Origin of the sequence: Rothia sp. HMSC069C10 (genome assembly GCF_001812205.1) — a bacterium.
Classification (GTDB): Bacteria; Actinomycetota; Actinomycetes; order Actinomycetales; family Micrococcaceae; genus Rothia; species Rothia mucilaginosa.
Genome location: NZ_KV808297.1, coordinates 301,315 through 321,519 on the forward strand (window position 1 = coordinate 301,315; position 20,205 = coordinate 321,519).

Genomic DNA, 20,205 nt, shown 5'->3' on the forward strand with positions numbered 1-20,205 from the left:
AGCGGCGTTAGGGGTTTACGCTCTAGGGGTTTAGCGGCGTCGGCGGCTGTACTTCTCCGCTTCTTCGCCCGACTCCTCAGTGACCGCCTCAATATAGCGGCGGCTACTGGGCATGAGCACGAAGATGAAGGCAGCCGCCGCGCCAATAACACCCGCAATCGTGATGAGCTGGCCGATATTCAGGCCGTAAGCACTCACGTTCATAATGAGGGTGCTTGCGGTGACCCACAGGGTGCAGAGAGTAATCAGGGTCATGGGCAGGCGCGAACCGAAGCGGCCGCGGTAGAAACGCAGGCCAAAGTAGGTCATGCCCGCGGCAATGAGCACCTGGAGCACACCGCCCACAATCGCCTGAGCGGTGGACATTCCGCTGACGATAAAGGGGTAAAGGATACCGCGAATCAGAATGTATGCCGCGAAGGTTTCGGTCAGAACGAATGCGTAGATGACGTTGAACGGGCGTGACGTCACGGTGGGCTCCTCATGGGTAGTGTCGGCGGCAGACCGGGGTGTATTCGGCCTGATGCGCTGGTGCGTTAGCGGGTGGGCGCTCCCCTGTTTTGGGTTCACCGCCTCGTCGTCGGTGCGGTATTTCAGGGGTAGGTACCGCTTTATATTATGCCTGAGGTGCCGCTCACCCAACCGCCCACGTCTCGCCCATGAGACGGGGTGCAGACTATGTGTGTCAGCATGCGATTCCCCACCCTCTCAATTAGACAAAGGTTTGCCTAAGTGATAGATGCCTCAGTGTAATACTGAAGTTTTTAGAGAAAAGTACTTGTCACATCCGCTCCAACATGCGAAAGTTGATAAGTCAATTTTCACCCTAACGCTGGGTGAGCATCCCGTCAGCGGATGTATTTGACACGCGCACAGGAAAATAGATGTGTCTTGCCACCGCGTGAGACCGTAAATCATGAAGGAGGTCCACCGTGGATTGGCGTAGTCGTGCAGCTTGTTTGGACAAGGATCCGGAGCTGTTCTTCCCCGTAGGAAACACCGGACCTGCCCTGTTGCAAATTGAAGAGGCTAAGACTGTCTGCCGCTCTTGCGAGGTTGTAGACGTCTGCCTGAAGTGGGCCATCGAGACCGGCCAGGACTCCGGCGTATGGGGTGGCACCAGTGAAGACGAGCGTCGTGCGATGAAGCGTCGCGCAGCTCGTGCCCGCCGTGCATCCTAACTTCCGGAGTATTCAATAGGGCATCAAAAGCGTGGTGCAGTGACTTTATGTCGCTGCACCACGCTTTTGCCATATACAGAACCTATCTAGACAGCAAACTGCCGCCACCCCGTACTCGGGGCGGCGGCAGTTCTACATGTCATACGAGAAGGGCTTAGACGAGCACCGCGGTAATCACCACGCGGGTGCCCTTCGGTTCATTAGCCTCCCAGCGAATCGAGCCGTTCAGCTCGCTCGCCACCAGGGTACGCACAATCTGCATGCCCAGGCCTTCCTTACCGGTCACCGGGCGGTAGGCGTTCGGGCCGGACTCTTCAATCTTCTTATCGCCCATGCCCTTACCGTCATCAGTAATCACGACGGTGAGGATGTTCTCACCCTCATCGTTGATGCCGCGAATACCCTCAAGGGTCACGGTGCCGGTCTCGCCGTCCAGGCCGTGCTCCACAGCGTTCGCGACAACCTCGTTGATAACCAGTGCCAGAGGGGTGGCGAACTGGCTCGGCAAAGATCCAAAGGAACCAATCAGCTTGGTAGACACGTGCTGACCGGGGGAAGCAAGCTCAGCGGCAAGGTGGAACTGACGCTCAATCAGCTCATCAAAGTCGACGTTCTGAGTCAGGCCCTGCGAAAGCGCCTCGTGCACGGTAGCAATCGTTGCCACGCGGCGCATCGCCTGCTCCAGGCCCTGACGTGCCTCATCAGTGGTCATACGGCGCGACTGCAGGCGTAGCAGAGCGGACACGGTCTGCAGGTTGTTCTTCACGCGGTGGTGGATTTCGCGGATAGTCGCGTCCTTGGTCATAAGTTCCAGTTCGCGGCGGCGCAACTCGGTCACGTCACGGCAGAGAATCACGGCGCCCTCACACTCGATGCGGGCGCGCCTCTGCACCAGCAGCGGGATGGATCGCATGGTCACGCGAGCACGGGCAATAACCAATTCGGTGCGCAGGTCGCTACGACCGGCAAGGACCAGCTGCAGGGTTTCGTCTGCCTGTTCACCGGCAGGAAGCATCGCACGGGTGACGTCGGCAAGGTTTTGCTTTTCGAGGTAGCCGGTCATGCCCATGCGGTTGTACATGGAGTTCGCGTTCGGGGAAGCGACGACCACACGACCGGAGGGGTCAAGCACAATAATGCCGTCGATCACGCGGGGGTTGCCCTGGGTGTTATTTCCCTGGGCGAGGGGGTCGGGCCACAAGCCGGAGTGCACCATGGAGAGCATGGTGTCGGCAGTATATTCGTAGACCTCGTCGCTGATGGAGGGGTAGCCACTGGGTGTGGCAATCTTGTGGCTGGTCAGCAACGCAATGGTGCGGTTGTTGCGCACGATAGGCACGAAGGTTACGTGTACGCGCGGGCGGGCACCAACACCCTCACCGCTTCCTTCGTCGGTGTAGGTGCTGATGTTCTGGTCAATCCAGACGCGGTATGCTTCGTCGCGGATTCCGTCTTCCATGTCGTGATCGATGATGTCGTGGTGGAAGAGGGTTCGGACATTGGAGGGGCGCACGTGCGCGAAGGCACGGAAAGTACTGGTTTCGCTGGGACCGGATACGGCGTCCGGGGAGCTGCCGTCGGCAACAACGTAGTCGGTGGGGAACCATAGAACCAGGTCACTCTGGGCGATGTCAGAGATGACCTGCCATTCGCCCATGATGAGGTGAACGCGTTCAGTGTCGCCGGGACCGAAGTCGCAGGCGCTCATAATTCCTTCTGCAAAAGACATATGTTTGTGTGCTTCCCTAAGTTCGGGTGTGTTCAACCATTTTACGGTTTGTTCGCCGCAAATCCCATTCAAACGACAATACGTGGAATAGTTTACAGAGCATTTCTTGGAGCGCGCTTCTTAATCGCATATATGACGCAGCGCAATGAGATGCACCCCTCAGTTGTACAGTGAGGCATTCGCACTACTCCCCCGTTTCGACCCCCGTGTGAAGGCGCAAAAACCCGGCGTATCGGCGCTCCCATGTTCTGGGAGGAATACCGATAAGCCGGGCTTTTTAGCAAACGCTAGTTATAGCTGACGGGCCTACGCGCCGGGGCGTACCGCGTACATGCCCGCAAGCATCGCTTCGAAGGACTGTACGACCGCGTGGCGGGGCGCCACCTCCAGCAGTGCCTCACCGTTGCGGCGCAAACGGTCCATGACCTTCCGTTCGTACGGAATCACGCCGGCGAGCGGGATGGACAAGTAGCGTGCCCAGTTATCGCGCATCTTCGCCTCGGGATTGAACCCGGCGGCTTCGCGGCGGCTGCGGTTAAGCCAGTACTGCACATCCGTTTCGGGTGCGAACAGATCCGGGCGTGCCTGCACCTCGCGGGCGAGGTTGATCAGGCGCGGCAGGCCGATGACGTCCGCTTCGCCGAGCGCAATCACGCGGTCGGAGCAGGCGAGCGCGGTGAGGGTCGCGGCGTTACGGCGCGGTGCCGGACCATCAAAGGTCAGTTCCTCGTCCACCTCGATGGGTGCGGCGACATCGCAGATGACCAGGTCGTAGCGGTGCTTGAGCCATTCGAGCACCTCGGCGAAAGCGCGGGCGCGCACCTCGGGCCAACGTGAGGAGGAGGTGATGCCGCTCAAGAAGTCGAAGGTGCCGTTTTTGAGGGGCACGCGCTCCATGATGGCGCCGGCTTTCTTCTCGTCGAGCTGGGCACGGTCGGCGTCCGAGCAGAGAATTGCCAGGCCGGAGCCGGTATCCTCGAGCGCCATGAGCGCGTCCAGGCTGGGTGCGTAGGTGTCTGCGTCGATGAGGCAGACCTGCTGACCCTGCTGCGCCGCGAGGGCGGCAAGGTTGAATGCGATGGTGCTTCGGCCGGGCGCGCCGTGAGTGCCCCAGACAGTCACGATCTTGCCGAGGCGGTGGCCGGGCTGATAGCGGGAGGGCGCGGCGGGGTCCTGGTTAATGTCGGGGTGTTGCGGCAGAGTGCCGTCGTTGTTCTCGTTCTGCACATGCAGGGCGTAGTCGTTGCCGGGTGCGAAAGAGTCGACGATGGCGGCGGCCTGGCTGAGCACGGATTCCTCGTTGCTGGGCACGACGGAGGAGGCTTCCGCCGGGTCATGCGCGCTGGGTGTGCCGGGTGCACCGGGCGCGTTTCCGGCGGGCACCGCGGGGTCGATTCCGTAGCTTCCGTAGTCGGCGCCGTAGTGTGCACCAGCATTTGTAGCAGCACCCGCGGCGGGGTCGTATCCGTACCCAGCCGACTCGTACCCAGCCGGGCTGTGTCCGCCGTTATCGTAACCGTAGCCACCGTAGGCGCTGTCGTAGCCGTACCCTGCGTCGTATCCGTAGCCGGCGTCCTGACCGTAGGCGGCCTCCGGGTGGTGCACCGCCTGCGCGGGCGCATGATTCGGGGTCGGGGCGGGCATACCGTAGCCTACGGCGGGTCGGGCGAGCGCCGCATCCACCGCCTGCTCAAGCGAGCCCAGAATCTCGTCGAGGGCAGCTTCGGGGCGGATGCGGTGTGCCTGCGTGGGCAGGGGCAGGTTGTCCGGGGCGATAACCGCCAGGAGCACTTCGGAGGCGGCGAGCGCATCCACGGTGGAGGCGCTCATTTCGGCGGGCACGTGCGCGCAGAGCAGCACGCGGGCGATGCCGGTGTGCGCCATACCGACGGCTTCGCTGAAGTCCTGCACGGTGCGCGCCACGGAGACGCGGCCGCGCTGGGATTCGATGCGGGTCAAGAGCGAGCCGTCATCGCCGTAGAGGATGACGGGGATGTTCACTGGCCCTCCCCGTAGGTGCCGGGGATGAGGCTGATCTTGGAGTCGCTATTGCTTTCCTTCACCAGGTCGGTGAGGGCTTCTTCCTTGACCCACAGCTGCACGGTTGCCTTGCCGTTGGCGCCGAGCACGCCCTCGTCGACCGTGATGGCGACGATTTCTGCGTTGGTGACGATGGCGCGGGCGCCGTTTTCGGTGCGGTTATCGCTCTTGGTGTCGGGGTTGCGCGGGCCGGAGGTCCACACGTCCACGCGCTCGCCCGCCTTCAGTGCGGAGGCTGCCGCACGGTCAATGCTGACGGTTGCGAGGCGGCGGCCCGGGGAGGTTTCGGTGCCTACGGATTCTTTGCTGATGAGGTTGCCGGCGGGGATGCGCTGAATCGCGATTTTACCGTTCATCTGGGCGGCATCGGCGCGGGTGAAGTACTTATCGTTGGCGGAGTCGATGTTCGCTTCGACTCGGGCTAGTTTGTCTTCGGTGATCTTCTCGCCGAGGCGAATCTCGCTTTTGGCGGTGTAGTACTCGGTTTTGCTGTTGTTGGCTTGCACGTAGAGCTGCACGCCGGTGATGGAGACGAGCACGAGAAGTACACCGAGGATGAATCGCCAGTCCTTGACGGTGGGCCTTTTGAGGCGCCTGGCGTGGGGCTCGGTGAGGGTGGAACGCTTCGTCGCGTTCTGTCGTATGCGCATGATGTGGTTGTGCCTTTCGGTGCGGAAGCCGGCGGTGATTCCGGGTGTTGTTCAACTGACCGATGAGCGAGTGGTGTGTGTTCGTTAGTGCTTTGACTGGATTCTGGCGCTAACCCTAACAGCATATTTCATTTAGTACTCGCTCTCAACAAGAGTCGTGTTTATGAAATATTTTTGGGTTTCGTCCCTTTTGAAGGGGCGATTAGATAACTTTTCAGCTCATATAAGGCTTTTTGCAGGCAAATTTCACGGTGATGGCATATACTGAAAGTACTCAATAGATGTTCACTACGAACTCTATCTGAAAGGCTACTAACGGTAGCTAGGGGCCCAGGATTTCACTCACGGAAAGGATCCAATTCGATGACTGCACCTCGTTTCCTCACTCTGAGCGACGTCGCCGAGGAGCTGCAGGTTTCGCTTTCGCAGGTACGTGCTCTGGTGCGTAGCGGCGAGCTTCCCGCCATTCAGATTGGTGGACGTAACCAGTGGCGTATTGAACGCTCTCGTTTTGAAGAGTACATTACCGAGCGCCACGAGCAGACTCTGGAGGCAATTGCTTCCGGCAAGCTCACTGCAAAGGCTAAGGCTGAGTAGCATTCGACATGCACCTCGCGGGCGCAACGCTCGAGTGGTATTAGAAAGGTCCGCTCCTCTCGTTGAGATTTCAATGGAGAGGGGCGGACCTTTTTGTGTTTATTGTTGCTTTTATAAGGGAATTTATACTTGTCGAGGCGTTTTTATGGGCGTTCCCACAAATTGAGCTGCCCACTATTTACCCCGTGCTTTTAGCGTGAGATACGGGCGATAACTGCGCTAATACGAGCCAGCGGAATGGTGCGCACGCCAGCGCCGCGAGGTGCACGGGAGTAGCCGGAGGCGCCCTGACCATAACCAGCCTGCCCGTAACCTCCCTGCGCACCGTAGGCTGCACGCGCGTACTGGTCGCGTTCGTGGATGCGCGGGTACTGTCCACCGTTGAGCAGGCGCAATTCGAGGAAGTCGGCGCCAACTCGCTCAATCACGCCATCGTAACTGACGGTGCCGCCTTCGAGGGAGAGGCGGACGGGCTCGCGTGCCATGGCGAGGGAGCGCAGGGCGAGCTGGATTTTCATGCGGTAGCGTTCGGGGCGAACATCAGCGCGTCCGGGAGCTATGCCGCCTTCCCACCAGAGCATTCCACGCAGGGGGATGATGAGGTTTTCGCCGCGCGCTTCGATGCTGACCCATTCTTCGCCGACCATTTCGAGCTTACCTTCGTAGGTTTGCATGTCGGTGGCGCAGATACGGATGGGGCCGCCAACTTGTGCGAGGAGGCGGTCGTCGAGGGTGATGGTTGAATAGTGGACGCGGGCGACTTGGCGGGCATCCTGTTCCATATCCCAGGCGCGTTCGGAGGCGAGGCGCGCCTCAATGTCTCGTAGGAACTTTTCCATGCTCATGCTATGACCCTACCCGAGTAGCGGGTGCAGATACGAACCGGGGTGCTTTCTGGTCGAATGATGATTCTTGAGCCTGGTTTTTGAAGCAAATTTCACCAAATTATATGTTTTTTATGCATTTTGATGCGTTTTGCTTCATTTTTGACACGACTTCCTGTATAAATGAAGAAACACCAAAAGCTATCAAACACACCATTTGGAGGTCATCGTGGATCAATTTTCCACTCCGGGATCAGCCCCCGCTGCCTTCGCTTCACGCCCTGCCACCTTCGCCTCACACTCCGCAGTCTCACACTCCGCAGCCGCGCCTCGTACTGTCAGTGCAGAGGTAGCCGCTGGCGGCGGCTCTGCAATCGGGCCCGGCACTAAGGCAAGCTACCAGGACGCGCTGCTCTTCATCGCCCCTCCCCTGCTTTCCGCGGCGGTCTTGGGCGCGTTGAGCGTGAACCTGCATCGCATCCCCTCGGCACACCCGCTGGCTGATGCTTCGCTGCTCTGCGCTGGCGCGGTAGCAGCCCTCATTACCGCCTGGTGGTTCATCAGTTTTATCTACGCGCTCTTCTACGCTTGGTCTTTGCGCGTTTCGAGCCACAACACTGACCGTGCGGTGCTGAAGGTTCCGGCGTTTTTCCGTCCGCGTTTTATGCGCCGCATCGTTCTGACGCTTGGCGGCACGGCTCTTGGAGTGGGCGCGGTCTTGGCTCCCGCGCAGGCTACGGTGGTTACGCCCAGCAACGCCGGGGTAAACGGCACGGAGGGCATGCCGCAAACGACCATTTCGGCGGTCATAACCACAGATTCAATGGGTACCGCGACTGCAGAGGCCAGCCCAGCCACCGTCTCAGATGCGGAGCCCGCCAGTACCACCACGGACAGCATCACCCCGGAAGCCGCCTCCGCTCCCCTGACCCTCTCTGCAGAGATTCCCGATATTCCGCTGGCTCCTCAGCCCACGGAGGCGTCAGGCTCGTTGCAGGATCGCAGCCCGTTCTTCTCCCCACCCCGCGCTGAGGCGGGCACCTACTCCTACACGGTCCAGGCGGGCGATACGCTCTGGTCTATTGCCGCCGAGCAACTGGGTGAAGGCACCGACGCCTCCACCATTTACGACTACACTCTCGATATTTACGAGGCGAATAAGGACGCTCTGGGTCAGAACGCCGAACTGCTCTACGAGGGGCAGGTTCTGCAGATTCCCGAACAGCCCGTTCACTAACCTCACCCGCGTCTTCCACCCCATTCCACCTCATCCTAACAGTCTTTCGTTCGCTCAACTCACCTCACATACCCTGCACCGAAAGGAGCCGTCATGAGCTTCTCCAACCTTCTCCCCCGTTCCCCGTGGACCCCGCCGCATCAGCCTGCCTCCCGCGACAACCAGCCTGCCAGCCCGTATTCAAAGCGTCAGGCGGCTCGCACCTCCCAGCCGGTGGCTCAGTCGGTGCCCCAGCCCGCGAGTGCCGAGCAGGTCGCTCCGCTACCGGAGCAGGGGCAGGGCACGATGGCTCTGGTGCAGAGGCGGAACAGCGCGTCGGTCTATTCGCTGTTGCCGCTGCCGCGTTATGAGCAGCATTCGGCGCAGCGCCCGAAGGTAGTGAAGAGGGGCCGCCCGCTGCGTCCTGCGGATGCACTAGCTCGCCAGTTGGAGGGTCGTTGCGCGGGTGTGGCGATTGCTTACCTGGAGATCATGTCGGCTCGTCGTTCGCGTCAGCAGCTGGCGCAGTGGGTGTCAGCGGATTGTTTCCACCGTCTGTTGCCCTTCTTCCCGAAGAACCCGCGTCAGGTGCGCCAAGAGATGCTGTTGACTCTTCCTCCGGTTCTGCTGCGGGTGCGAGCGCAGAAGGTGCACGATGAGCTCTACGAGGTGGTGGCGCTGCTGCGTTGTGCGGATAAGGTGCGTGTGGTGACCATGCAGATGCGCCTGATTCACGGCATGTGGCTGATTACCGCGATTGAGCAGCCGCAGAGCCGCTTGGACGAAGACTAAGGCTTCCCCGGCTTCCCCTACAAAACACACAGACAAACAGAGAGGGTGCGAATCCGGTATTGGATTCGCACCCTCTCTGTTGCGTCTATAGCGTTTTCAGCTTTTACGCTGAGGCTACTTGTCCTTCGAGCGTTCCACGTGAACCTGCTCGTGGCCGTCCTCATCCGGGGCGGAGTACTGCAGGAACTTCGGACGCGAAGGCTCAGCCAGGCGCACGGCAGAAGCCTGAGTGCGCTGCTTGGACAGGTCCAGGTTGAACAGGTAGGTCACGGTCTCTTCACGGATCGCGCCGAGCATCGACTGGTACATGTCGTAGCCTTCACGCTGGTACTCGACCAGCGGGTCACGCTGAGCCATCGCACGCAGACCGATACCTTCCTTGAGGTATTCCATCTCGTACAGGTGCTCGGGCCAGCGCTCGCCGATGACGGACAGCATGACACGGCGTTCGATTTCGCGCATGCTCTCTTCACCGACGCTCTTTTCACGCTCATCGTAGATGAGGTGTGCGTCCGCCAGGACTTCCTTCACAATCTGGTCGCGAGTAATCTTGGTGCGGTCACCAGCGTCTTCAGCGAGGTCGTCCACGGTGATGGAGATGGGGTACACCTGCTTGAGGGCGCTCCAGAGCTCGTCGAAGTCCCAGTCCTCGGCGTGGCCTTCAGCGACGCGCGCGTCGATGATGGTGGTCAGCACCTCGTCCACGAAGCCGGAAATCTGTTCCTTCAGGTCGTCACCGTGCAGGATGCGGCCGCGGTCCTTGTAGATTGCTTCGCGCTGGCGGTTGAGCACGTCGTCATACTTGAGCACGTTCTTACGCTGTTCAGCGTTACGGCCTTCAACGTTTGACTGGGCGGTAGCGATAGCGCGGCTGACGATCTTGGAGTCCAATGCGGAGTCCTCGGGGGCTGCCGCCATGAGGCGGGTTGCCATGCCGGTGTTGAATAGGCGCATCAGTTCGTCGGTCAGCGACAGGTAGAAGCGGGACTCACCCGGGTCACCCTGACGGCCGGAACGACCGCGCAGCTGGTTGTCGATACGGCGGGACTCGTGACGCTCAGTGCCGAGCACGTACAGGCCACCGAGCTTGGTGACTTCATCGTGCTCTTCTTTAGCGGCGTCTTCGCAGGCCTTCAGGACCTCGGGCCAACGTGCCTCGTACGCCTCGGAGTTGGTGTTCGGGTCCAGGCCGAGCTCACGCATCTTTTCGACGGCCTCAAATTCGGGGTTACCGCCGAGCATAATGTCGGTACCGCGACCAGCCATGTTGGTTGCCACGGTGACGGCGCCCTTACGGCCCGCCTGCGCAACAATAGCAGCCTCACGCTCGTTGTTCTTTGCGTTCAGCACCTCGTGGCGCACGCCTGCCTTCGCCAGCTGGCGGGAAAGGTATTCGGAGTTCTCCACGCTTGCGGTACCCACCAGGATCGGCTGGCCCTTTTCGTGGCGTTCCTTAATGTCCTTGACGACCGCCTTGAACTTGGCGATTTCGTCGCGGTACACCTTATCGGGGTTGTCGATGCGCTGCACACCCTTGTTGGTGGGGATGGGCACCACGCCGAGCTCGTAGGTGTTCATGAACTCTGCCGCTTCGGTTTCCGCGGTACCGGTCATACCGGACAGCTTGTCGTACATGCGGAAGTAGTTCTGCAGGGTCACGGTCGCCATGGTCTGGTTCTCAGGCTTGATTTCGACGCCTTCCTTCGCCTCAATCGCCTGGTGGATGCCGTCGTTGTAGCGGCGGCCCGGCAGAATACGACCGGTGTGCTCGTCAACAATCAGGACCTCGCCGTCAATGACCACGTAGTCCTTGTTGTTGGTGAACAGCTCCTTCGCCTTAATGGAGTTGTTCAGGAAGCCAATGAGCGGGGTGTTCTTGGATTCGTAGAGGTTCTTCACACCCAGGTGGTCTTCCACCTTGTCAATGCCGGATTCGAGGATGCCGACGGTGCGCTTCTTCTCGTCTACTTCGTAGTCTTCACCGCGCTTGAGCAGGGTTGCGGCAATGCGCGCGAACTCTGCGTACCAGCGGTTCGCTTCGCCCGCTGCGGGGCCGGAAATAATCAGAGGGGTACGTGCCTCATCGATCAGGATGGAGTCCACCTCATCGATAATGGCGAAGTTGTGGCCGCGCTGAACCTGCTCCTCCACGGTCCACGCCATGTTGTCACGCAGGTAGTCGAAGCCGAACTCGTTGTTCGTACCGTAGGTGATGTCCGCGGCGTACTGCTTACGACGCTCGTCCGGCTCCATGGAGGACAGAATCACGCCGCACTCCATACCGAGGAAGCGGAACACGCGACCCATGAGGTTCGCCTGGTACTCAGCCAGGTAGTCGTTCACGGTCACAATGTGCACGCCCTTGCCGCTGAGCGCGTTCAGGTACGCGGGCAGGGTCGCAACGAGGGTCTTACCCTCACCGGTCTTCATTTCGGCAATGTTGCCCAGGTGCAGCGCTGCACCACCCATGAGCTGCACGTCGTAGTGGCGCTTGCCCAGGGTACGCTTGGATGCTTCACGGACCACCGCAAAGGCCTCCGGCAGCATAATGTCGAGGGATTCGCCGTCCTTGACGCGCTCGCGGAACTTGTCGGTCTCTGCTCGCAGTTCCTCATCGGTCATCGATGCGAAGCTGTCCTCGAGCGAGTTCACCGCCTTAGTGTACGCTTCGAGCTGTCGCAGAACCCTCTTATCGCCGGTTCGGAGGATTTTCTCCAAGAAAGATGCCACTGAGCTTCTACTCCTTGCTTGTTTCGGTACCCTCACCAAGGGCGCGCGAAAGTGCGCGCGGTGAGGCCTTCCTACATATTGTATGGCAGAGCCGCCTAATTCGCCCGTCCGAGCTCTTTTTTACGCTCTGCGCCCACGAGGTGACATTTGGTGACACTCGAATCTTTCACCCTCCGGTCGAGGCAGAGCCGACCCATCCGTCTAAAGGAACAGATGTGTGGAGGGCAAAGAAAAACCCGGGGGCCTGGAGAAACACGGTGTGTGTTCCCAGACCGCCCGGGTCTTGAGCCTACTCGCTGAGTACGACCCCTAAAGAGCCTTACGCCTCAGCATCCAGCAGGTACGTTAGTTTTTACTCGTTGTCCAGAGTAATGATGCCGTAGCTCCAGCCCTTACGACGGTATGCCGCAGCCGGTGCGCCGGTCTCGCTGTCAATGTACAGGTAGAAGTCGTGGCCGACCAGTTCCATACGGTCAACAGCTTCTGCGGGAGTCAGACGCTCACCCTTGAAGCTCTTGTGGCGAATCTCGATGGGAGATGCGGCCTCGTCGGCGAGGGTGACCTCGCTGTTGTCGAATGCTGCTTCTTCCACCGGAACATCCGGCAGCAGAATCTCGGTAATTGCTTCGGTAACCACAGGAATCGATCCGGTAGCGTCCGCCACGGAGACGGGGTGCTTGCCACCGCGCTTGTGCAGCTTGCGGCGGTCACGTGCACGGCGCAGACGCTCCAGGAGCTTGCCGTAGGTTTCATCGAAGACCGCGAACTTGTCGTGACCCTGGGCTTCGGAACGGAGGACAGGGCCAGTACCAACAACGGTAATCTCAACGCGGATGGACTCGCCACCCAGGTGACCGTCCTTGCTGAACTTGACGTCGATGTCCTTCACGTTATCGCCGAGCTGAGCGAACTTCTGAACCTTCTCGCTCACGTACTCTTCCAGGCGTTCGGTGACCTTGATATTGCGGCCGTAGATGTTGACTTCCACGATCATTCCCTCCAGGTTGGGGGCTTATACCGCGTCCGGCTGGACCCGGTACGGGGGTTCGACTCCAATGCCGTTCCCTTGTCTATATTCTAGTACGAAACATGTTTCATATCACTAGATATGACAAATATTTAGCCTAAATAATAGCTATTCGTCCGTCTGCGAACTTTATTCGCCAAAAATCGTGTATCTCTTGCAACTAACTACAAGAAACGCTATATCTGAGCCTTTTTCGGTACCGCCGCCACAGCACACACGCCCAGCACCCGCGAACCGGATTCCTGCAGCACACGCACCATCTCAGAGGCGGTCGCACCGGTGGTCACCACATCATCACAAATAACGCTCACCCGACCCGCGCACAGGGCAGGCTCCATGACACGCAGAGCACCGTGCATCCGCTCGGCACGCCCCACAGCGCCCAGGCTCTTCTGCTCATTCTTTGTCTCAGAGGCACCGAGGAGAAAAGCACCCACACGAGAAGATAGGGAGGCGCCGCTCCCCCGCCGGTTGCGAGGAACGTACCCGATAACGTCCACAGCGCGCACCCGCACCGAGGCAGGCAGACGCATATTAAGCTGATGCGCCGCCTCCTGCACCAAAAGATTCGCCGGCGCATAGCCGCGGCGGCGCACGCTCTGAGCAGAGGACGGCGCCGGAATCAGCAGAACCTCAACCGGGACTGAAGAAGCAGACTCCGGCTGAAGCCCCTCCCGGTGAGCCCGAAGAAGCTCATACACGCTACGCGCCAAACCCTCTCCCAACAGGGGCAGCAGGCCGGTACGGCCCGCATTCTTCAACGCCAACAGGGCACGCGGCATGATCCCCTCATAACGGGATGCCGCACGCACCTCGGGAGCAGCCGCGCCATCAAGAGGTTGCAGAGCATATACTCGCTCCACCTTAGCCAACGCCGAACGCAACTGCGGCAAGCAAGCCTCACACAGTGGCGAGCCTGCCCCATAAGTGACCGGCACCGCACAGCACGGGCAAGTACGCGGCATCAGCACCTCGCCCAAAGACCCACCGGCACTCTTGAGAGCGCCAGCGAGCCCGGTCAGAGACCCGTTCAAACCACGCTGTTCTGAACTCACCGAAAGCAACCTTTCCGCGCGCTATACCCGGTACCCGAGGCTAACCGGCGTAACTAATCTCGTGCAGGGTCGTATCCAAACGGATCCAGCCGCGCTCCTCCATCAGATAGCACGAACCATCAGAACGGTGGGCAATAATATTCGACGTATTATCTGCGGTGGAAATGCTCATCACACCATCCAGACGGTCCAGCTTCGTCTCTTCACCACTGAGGGAAATCACCTCAGACTCACCGTTCTTCACGTTCACCACCACGACGCTCTGGTCGCCAGCCCAACGGGCATTACGCGGAGTCACAGAAGAGCTCAGACGCACCATCTCCGTCAAGCGCAGAGGCTTACCTGCCTCATCACGCACAATACCGGAAATAATCACCGCCGACGCGCCCTCAGTAGCCGCTACAATCGCCATGCGCGCACCATCGTGCGAAACGTTCACGCTCGTAAAAATCAAATTACGCTGCCAGGACAAACCAATATCCACGCCGCGCTCACGCTCGTTCGCGTCCTCAGAATCCGGCTTGAACGCACGCACAACGCCCTCACCGTCAGCAGCCCACACCCAGCCGTACGCATCAAAACTAGGGGCAGTCAGAGCGGTACTCTGCCACACACGGCGGGCAGTACCCTGGTACACCGTGTACAGGCTCGCAGCATCATTCGCCAAACAAGCGAACACATCCGCAGAATAACCCATCGCCGGGGAGCTCAACTGGCTCACACCGCGCAGAAGCAGCTGCTCGCCCGCATTACTCATATAGTCATCGCGCGCCACCATCTGACCATTCGAGTTAATAGCAACCGTGCGGGCAGGAACACCCGGGTTCAGCTTCACAACCGAGAAACCGTTCGGTGAGCTCTCCGGAATCAAGGTTCCGTTATAGAACACCTCAGTCTTACCCAGACCGGAGAAGTTCTCCAAGCCGTGCATAATCTGCTCACGCACGCGCGCCAAACGGTTGTCGTCCAGCTGTTCGCCCGAAAGGCGAACCAGAACATCCTGGTTATCGCTCATGTTGGCGGTCTCAAGGCTCATCGACTCATTCAATGCCGAAAACGCGACATCCTTCAAATAGGACGCCGGACCAATCATCAGAGTACGCACCAGCAACTCAAAATAGCGATCCGTATGCGGGAACCAACGGATATCCGGCACAGCATAACGGAACGCACGATCGTAGAAATACAGGCGACACGGGCTAAACACACGCTCAAACTCAGTGCCATCCAGCCACAAGCCATCCGGGCAGGAGCTAATACGCCACTGGTTATCTTCCATGACCACGGTGAAATCCTGAGTCTCAGTCTGAGCCTCAGGGAAGGTACTCGTAATACCCTGGCTGCTCACCGTAGCAGTCTGCTGAAAACGCACATGGTACGTACCCTCAGCGTTTCCGCTATCATCACTACGCGGCTGCACCGTATTACGGTACACACGAGTCGTACCGTAGGGATTCCAACGGCCCGCAAAAGAAGAGCTCAAATACTGGCGCGCCACAGCATAATTTTCGATACTATCCACGCCAGCACGCACGAAGCCTTCAATAATCGCCTCGGGGGTAGCGCCCGCCAGCGGTCCCGGCGCACGCGCCGGAGAAGTATTAACGCTTTTCACGTCCAGACCACTGCTGTGCTGAGTCACTCGGTCGTTCGAAGGAAGACCCGCGCAAGAGCTCATCAGCGTCGCCAAAGACACCGCGCACCAAGACAGCGCGGCGCGTCGAGAAACAATAGCCCTGTGAGACATGGAGGTCTTAACCTTCCTCTACGAACAAAGACAAACAATCACCAGCTACCACTGCAGGCCATCGCAGCGCGGCGAAAGAATCAACACAGCGAAATAGCAACACCGTGAAAATATATCTGCATTGATTGTACTGGGTAAACAGTGCAAATACGCAAGGATAAGTGCGAATACAACCGCACCGACCCCAATCCCCCCGTTTCATGACAGGGACCAGGGCCCCACGCCTCTTCTAGAGGTCGCCCCCAGCAGCCGTACGAGGAGCGATATTGGGCAGCGTATCCTTAGCCGGCGCCGAACGATGCGAGATTGCCTCAGGCTCACCCGTCACAAGAACCGGCGACTCACCCAAAGGCGCACCGTGAATCAGCGGCAGGTTCATCGTGAAGCAGGCACCGCGGCCCTTCTCGCCCCACGCCTCAATCGTGCCGCCGTGCAGACGCACATCCTCAGCAGCAATCGACAGCCCCAGACCCGTACCGCCCAGGGTGCGCTTACGCGAAGTATCAGCACGCCAGAAACGGTTGAACACCTGAACCGCTTCATCCTCAGACAGACCGATACCGTGGTCACGCACCGCAACACCCAGGTTCGTGGCATTCGCACCGACGTACACGTCAATCGGGCGGGACTCGCCGTGCTCAATCGCGTTGTACAGCAGGTTACGCAGCACACGCTCAATACGCACGCGGTCCATATCAACCATGATGCTCTCATGGCTCGTATGCACGTTCAGCTTCGTATGCGTACGTTCCAGATGAGGCAGAGCCTCCTGCAAAATATTCGACAGCACACGCATGAAGTCTTCAGTGTCGATGGTCAGCATTGCGCTACCAGCATCGAAGCGCGAAATCTCCAGCAGGTCAGAAAGCATCGACTGGAAACGATCCACCTGCTCATGCAGAAGCTCCACGCTACGGACCTGCATCGGGTTCATATTCTCACGCGAATCGTACAGCAGCTCAGTACCCAAACGCACCGTCGACAACGGGGTACGCAACTCGTGCGAAACGTCAGAAACGAATCGCTGCTGCAGAGTCGACAGGCGCTCCAGCTGAACAATTTTCTCCTGCAGCGAGTCAGCCATCAGGTTGAAGGAATAGCCCAGACGCGCCGCCTGATGCTCACCGTGTACAGACACACGCTGATCCAGGTCACCGGCAGCCAGCTTCTCAGCGGTAATAGCGGTCTGCGTAATCGGGCGGACCACAAAACGAGTCACAATCCACACCACAGAAAGCACCACAGTAAGCAGTGCACAGAAACCACCAAAAAGAACAAAGTTAATATGCGCAATCGTGGCGGAAGAATCCGTCATATCGTACACAAGGAACAAACCGTAATTAGGGTTCTGTGCAATAGAAATATGTGTACCAACAATAAGCACCGGATAGGTACGCTCACGATTATTTTCGACAGTAGTCACCGTAGACGTCTGCCAGAAAATACCCTCTTTATCGCGAACAGTTGTTTTGAAATCATTCGGAATACTCGAAGAATTCAAAGAATTATTACTACTCTGCTCGGGAATAAAGCCCTGCTTACCTTGACCTTCCAAAGGCACAAGAATCCAATTGCGCTTACCCGAACTACCCGCATCCAAGACGGTCAGGGTACGGCTCACATTACGGCGAATCTCGCTGTCACTACGAGCCTCAGAGGAGTCCAGCACACTCTGAACGTTGCGGAAACCACTCTCCGATTCCGCCAGCGCCTGAGACTTCTGATTCTCAAAAAGACTCGACGCAATCTGGCTTGACAAGGACCAACCCACCATCAAGAAGCTCAGGAACATCATGATGCCCGCGGTTCCCAGAGCACGGAACTGCAGAGATTCCTTCCACAGACGCTGAGCGCGCTGCATCAGGCTCCTACTACTCTGCTTTTTCGCCTTACGCGGCTTGGAAGTGCGGGTACGCGAAGAGGCGGAGGCTACCGCCTCCGCCGTCAAAGCGCCGTGCTCATGGCTCGACTTCGCAACAGACAATCAGGTTATCCCTTCGCCTATGAATAGGTTCCGATTAGCTACCGGAAGATCCCACCAGCTCGGTCGGAATCTTATAGCCAACGCCACGAACCGTCTGAATAAAACGATCCGCACCCAGCTCATCAAACTTAGCGCGCAAACGCTGGACGTGCACGTTTACCAGCGAATCGCTCACATCAGTGTAACCCCAGACCATATCCAGCAGTTCCTGACGGCTCAACGCCTGACCCGGGTGGCGCACCAGCGCAGCCAGCAGGTCAAACTCCAGAGGAGTCATCGGAACCTCAGTGCTGTGGTACTTGACGGTACGACCGTCCATATCCATGACAATATCGCCAATGGACACCACCAGCTGGCGGCTCTCGCGCGGACGCAAACGAGTACGAATACGCGCCAACAATTCAGCGTGCTTAAAAGGCTTCGCAATGTAATCATCAGCACCAGCCTCAAGACCCTTAACAACATCTTCAGTGTCGCTTTTAGCGGTCAACATAATAATCGGCACATTAGAAGAGCGGCGAATTTGCTGGCACACTTCAATACCGTTCATGCCAGGAAGCATCAAATCCAAAAGCACCAAATCGGGAGTGGAACGCATAAAAGTTTCAAAAGCGCGTGCACCATTTTCACAGAAAACAGCGTTAAAGCCCTCTTGCGCGAGCACGAGGCCAATCATTTCCGCCAGAGCATCATCGTCATCAACCACCAAAATGGTGTGTGCGTCGCTTGCGCTCACAGTACCTCCCTAAAGAATTGTCGTAAATACTTACATAAAAAAGCTGATTCTCTAATCATACCGCGCACTCAGCCAATGCACGGGCACACTCTGTCACCCGAGCCAGCGAAGCCGTGGCATCCAGCATACTTACCGCGGCTGAAGTCATCCCAGCAGGCACGGAACCGCTCTGAATACGCTCATCAGGCATCAAACCCACCGCGCTCAACTGGGTCGGCTCAAGACCAACCTCGCGCCACAGGCTGTACAGGCGGCGCACCTGATCAGGAACCCGCGCAGAGGTCACCACCGGCAGCCACAGCTGAGCCTGAGCCTCCAAAAGTTGCGCCACAGGTTCCCAGGAACGAGGGTCGCTCAGCGGCGGAACCTGCAGCGTGCCCGGCCCCTTGAGGCGGGCACGATCAGGATGCAACAGCAAAGCGCAAGGAGCGCCGCCCTCAACACGCATCGCCTTCACAAGAGCCAACGCGTCAAGGGTGGGGCGGGACTGGCTCAGCAGCTTCAGCTCCTGCACAGGCTTGAGCGCGGTGCCATCCACGTCCAGGATGAGTTGCAGATTCAACTCGGCGAAACGCTCCGAGATACGGCGGTACACCTGCTGATAGTAGTGAGGTTGCAAAGCCGGCAGGGAGCGGAAGCCACTCACCGTAGGGATGGCCCCCTCCATCAGACGCTGAAATTCGGATTCATCCAGCTGCACGGCAATCAGCGCCCGCGGAGCTTGCAGAGCCTCGCGCAGAGAACCCATCCAGCGTTCCAGGCCTTCCAGGAACGACTCCAGCAGGTCACGGCTCGCCCCTGCATCACTAATGGCACGCTCGCCGCCGGGCAGATAGATACTGGCGGCAAGAGTCAGCGGACCGACCAGCTGAATCTTATACGCCGGGGCGGAACCCTCAGCACTGGAAGTGAACCTCTTCTTCTGCGCACCCACACGGTCAGCGAGAAGATTGATATCCGAAAGCAGACGGTCCTGCGCCAAGGCAGACTCGCGTGCTCCCCTGCCGCCGCTATGCACCATGCGCCAGCCAAACGAGGCACCGTCAAAAGCAAGTCCCTCACACACCGCCAGGGTGCGTGCCAGAGGAGTACTCCGCCAGCCCAGCGCCGGCAGATGCGGCAAGAACGGCAGGTGCGGGGCACCCAGCTCCCCTTCCACTCGAGACATTGCTTCGCCCAAATCATCGCCGGGAAAATCGCCCAGTCCGCTGGCGCGCACCGGCGGACGCTCCGTAGCGAGCGCGGCGAGGTCCTGTTCGGTCAGTTCGTCCCCTTCGGGGGCACGGTACTCACCGGGCAGTAGCAGGCGCTCCGGCGTCGGTTCAGTACGGACGTTCTGGCGGCTGGAAGATTGAGCGGGCATAGGAGTGTGTCCAGAGGGGTCAGATGGCGTACAGGTTCAAACGCAATGATGCGAAAGTTGCGCGGTACTAGCCCTCGGACTTCTCGGCTTCAGTTGCCTCGCCGTCCTGCTCAGCCTGCTCGTTTGCGATGCGCACGTGGTGGCGAATCACCTCGGAAATAATAAAGTTCAGGAACTTCTCCGCGAATTCCGGGTCCAGGCTGGATTCCTTCGCCATGGCACGCAGGCGAGCAATCTGCACCTCTTCACGGCCGGGGTCGCCGGCGGGCAGGTTGTGCTTAGCCTTCAGGATGCCCACGCGCTTGGTCGCCTGAAAACGCTCCGCGAGGATGTGCACCAGCGCTGCATCGAAGTTGTCGATGGAGCGGCGCATGGCGAAGAGCTCCTCGTAGACCTCCGGTGCGACTTCATCGCCCATGGAGGTGGCGTGGGGGTCAAATTCGCAGGAAGTGTGTTCGGCAGTCATCGGTCTCTCCTCAGTCCGGTTGTGGTCTTCTGTGCGTTGCGCTCGAGCAGGCTGTTGCGGCAACAGCT

General features: G+C 59.1%; 17 protein-coding genes. 4 read left to right on the top strand and 13 right to left on the bottom strand.

The window, feature by feature from the left end:
• Positions 1-30: 30 nt before the first annotated feature.
• Complete coding sequence (locus tag HMPREF2842_RS03460) at positions 31-471, bottom strand: alpha-N-acetylglucosamine transferase (RefSeq protein ID WP_070642737.1); 441 nt, start codon at positions 469-471, stop codon at positions 31-33.
• Between the two features lie 461 nt (positions 472-932).
• On the opposite strand from HMPREF2842_RS03460, the gene HMPREF2842_RS03465 reads away from it, so the two are divergent.
• Complete coding sequence (locus HMPREF2842_RS03465) at positions 933-1,181, top strand: WhiB family transcriptional regulator (protein ID WP_005505386.1); 249 nt, start codon at positions 933-935, stop codon at positions 1,179-1,181.
• Positions 1,182-1,335: 154 nt separating this feature from the next.
• On the opposite strand, the gene HMPREF2842_RS03470 is transcribed toward HMPREF2842_RS03465, so the two are convergent.
• The 3 genes from HMPREF2842_RS03470 to HMPREF2842_RS03480 all read right to left on the bottom strand — a co-directional run bounded on the left by HMPREF2842_RS03470 (position 1,336) and on the right by HMPREF2842_RS03480 (position 5,600).
• Positions 1,336-2,910 carry a sensor histidine kinase gene (locus tag HMPREF2842_RS03470; protein ID WP_070642740.1) on the bottom strand — a complete coding sequence of 525 codons (1,575 nt, stop codon included), beginning with the start codon at positions 2,908-2,910 and terminating at the stop codon, positions 1,336-1,338.
• A gap of 306 nt (positions 2,911-3,216) precedes the next feature.
• A complete protein-coding gene (locus HMPREF2842_RS03475) occupies positions 3,217-4,911 on the bottom strand; it encodes a CpaE/TadZ family protein (RefSeq protein WP_070642742.1) in 1,695 nt (564 codons plus the stop codon).
• Positions 4,908-5,600 carry an SAF domain-containing protein gene (locus HMPREF2842_RS03480; RefSeq protein WP_070642744.1) on the bottom strand — a complete coding sequence of 231 codons (693 nt, stop codon included), beginning with the start codon at positions 5,598-5,600 and terminating at the stop codon, positions 4,908-4,910. Before HMPREF2842_RS03480 ends, HMPREF2842_RS03475 begins: the two co-directional genes overlap by 4 nt.
• Positions 5,601-5,963: 363 nt before the next feature.
• Between HMPREF2842_RS03480 and HMPREF2842_RS03485 the strand changes: the two genes are divergently transcribed.
• Positions 5,964-6,197 (top strand): helix-turn-helix domain-containing protein, encoded by a 234-nt coding sequence (locus HMPREF2842_RS03485; protein WP_044150292.1) that lies wholly within the window; start codon positions 5,964-5,966, stop codon positions 6,195-6,197.
• 191 nt (positions 6,198-6,388) lie between these two features.
• Here the strand turns inward: HMPREF2842_RS03485 and HMPREF2842_RS03490 are convergent, their stop codons facing one another.
• A complete protein-coding gene (locus HMPREF2842_RS03490) occupies positions 6,389-7,042 on the bottom strand; it encodes a histidine kinase (protein WP_070642748.1) in 654 nt (217 codons plus the stop codon).
• A gap of 208 nt (positions 7,043-7,250) precedes the next feature.
• Between HMPREF2842_RS03490 and HMPREF2842_RS03495 the strand changes: the two genes are divergently transcribed.
• Both HMPREF2842_RS03495 and HMPREF2842_RS03500 read left to right on the top strand, forming a co-directional pair.
• The gene (locus HMPREF2842_RS03495) at positions 7,251-8,258 is read left to right on the top strand and encodes a LysM peptidoglycan-binding domain-containing protein (protein ID WP_070642976.1); all 1,008 of its coding nucleotides are present in this window, start codon (positions 7,251-7,253) and stop codon (positions 8,256-8,258) included.
• A 93-nt stretch (positions 8,259-8,351) separates the two neighbouring features.
• Entirely contained in the window at positions 8,352-9,029 is a 678-nt protein-coding gene (locus HMPREF2842_RS03500) for an Rv3235 family protein (RefSeq protein WP_070642751.1), read from the top strand.
• 114 nt (positions 9,030-9,143) lie between these two features.
• On the opposite strand, the gene secA is transcribed toward HMPREF2842_RS03500, so the two are convergent.
• The 8 genes from secA to HMPREF2842_RS03540 all read right to left on the bottom strand — a co-directional run bounded on the left by secA (position 9,144) and on the right by HMPREF2842_RS03540 (position 20,137).
• Positions 9,144-11,759, bottom strand: a complete 2,616-nt coding sequence (secA, locus tag HMPREF2842_RS03505) for a preprotein translocase subunit SecA (protein WP_070642753.1) — start codon at positions 11,757-11,759, stop codon at positions 9,144-9,146.
• A 352-nt stretch (positions 11,760-12,111) separates the two neighbouring features.
• Entirely contained in the window at positions 12,112-12,753 is a 642-nt protein-coding gene (gene hpf / locus HMPREF2842_RS03510; RefSeq protein ID WP_239665130.1) for a ribosome hibernation-promoting factor, HPF/YfiA family, read from the bottom strand.
• Positions 12,754-12,962: 209 nt separating this feature from the next.
• Complete coding sequence (locus tag HMPREF2842_RS03515; RefSeq protein ID WP_246823171.1) at positions 12,963-13,841, bottom strand: ComF family protein; 879 nt, start codon at positions 13,839-13,841, stop codon at positions 12,963-12,965.
• Positions 13,842-13,881: 40 nt separating this feature from the next.
• Positions 13,882-15,588: an LpqB family beta-propeller domain-containing protein gene (locus HMPREF2842_RS03520; RefSeq protein ID WP_070615037.1), complete on the bottom strand. Its 1,707-nt coding sequence runs from the start codon at positions 15,586-15,588 to the stop codon at positions 13,882-13,884.
• A gap of 229 nt (positions 15,589-15,817) precedes the next feature.
• Positions 15,818-17,572 carry an MtrAB system histidine kinase MtrB gene (gene mtrB, locus HMPREF2842_RS03525; RefSeq protein WP_070642758.1) on the bottom strand — a complete coding sequence of 585 codons (1,755 nt, stop codon included), beginning with the start codon at positions 17,570-17,572 and terminating at the stop codon, positions 15,818-15,820.
• Between the two features lie 34 nt (positions 17,573-17,606).
• Positions 17,607-18,308, bottom strand: a complete 702-nt coding sequence (mtrA, locus tag HMPREF2842_RS03530) for an MtrAB system response regulator MtrA (RefSeq protein WP_012903206.1) — start codon at positions 18,306-18,308, stop codon at positions 17,607-17,609.
• 55 nt (positions 18,309-18,363) lie between these two features.
• Entirely contained in the window at positions 18,364-19,671 is a 1,308-nt protein-coding gene (locus tag HMPREF2842_RS03535) for a uroporphyrinogen decarboxylase/cobalamine-independent methonine synthase family protein (RefSeq protein WP_070642761.1), read from the bottom strand.
• A 67-nt stretch (positions 19,672-19,738) separates the two neighbouring features.
• On the bottom strand, positions 19,739-20,137 hold the full coding sequence (locus HMPREF2842_RS03540) for a chorismate mutase (protein WP_049352646.1): 399 nt from the start codon (positions 20,135-20,137) through the stop codon (positions 19,739-19,741).
• Between the last annotated feature and the right edge of the window lie 68 nt (positions 20,138-20,205).

Coding starts and splice junctions, on each gene's coding strand:
- HMPREF2842_RS03535 (WP_070642761.1), bottom strand. CDS start 19,671: ATGCCCGCTCAATCTTCCAGCCGCCAGAACGTCCGTACTGAACCGACG.
- HMPREF2842_RS03490 (WP_070642748.1), bottom strand. CDS start 7,042: ATGAGCATGGAAAAGTTCCTACGAGACATTGAGGCGCGCCTCGCCTCC.
- HMPREF2842_RS03540 (WP_049352646.1), bottom strand. CDS start 20,137: ATGACTGCCGAACACACTTCCTGCGAATTTGACCCCCACGCCACCTCC.
- HMPREF2842_RS03520 (WP_070615037.1), bottom strand. CDS start 15,588: ATGTCTCACAGGGCTATTGTTTCTCGACGCGCCGCGCTGTCTTGGTGC.
- HMPREF2842_RS03480 (WP_070642744.1), bottom strand. CDS start 5,600: ATGCGCATACGACAGAACGCGACGAAGCGTTCCACCCTCACCGAGCCC.
- HMPREF2842_RS03485 (WP_044150292.1), top strand. CDS start 5,964: ATGACTGCACCTCGTTTCCTCACTCTGAGCGACGTCGCCGAGGAGCTG.
- hpf (WP_239665130.1), bottom strand. CDS start 12,753: ATGATCGTGGAAGTCAACATCTACGGCCGCAATATCAAGGTCACCGAA.
- HMPREF2842_RS03500 (WP_070642751.1), top strand. CDS start 8,352: ATGAGCTTCTCCAACCTTCTCCCCCGTTCCCCGTGGACCCCGCCGCAT.
- HMPREF2842_RS03470 (WP_070642740.1), bottom strand. CDS start 2,910: ATGTCTTTTGCAGAAGGAATTATGAGCGCCTGCGACTTCGGTCCCGGC.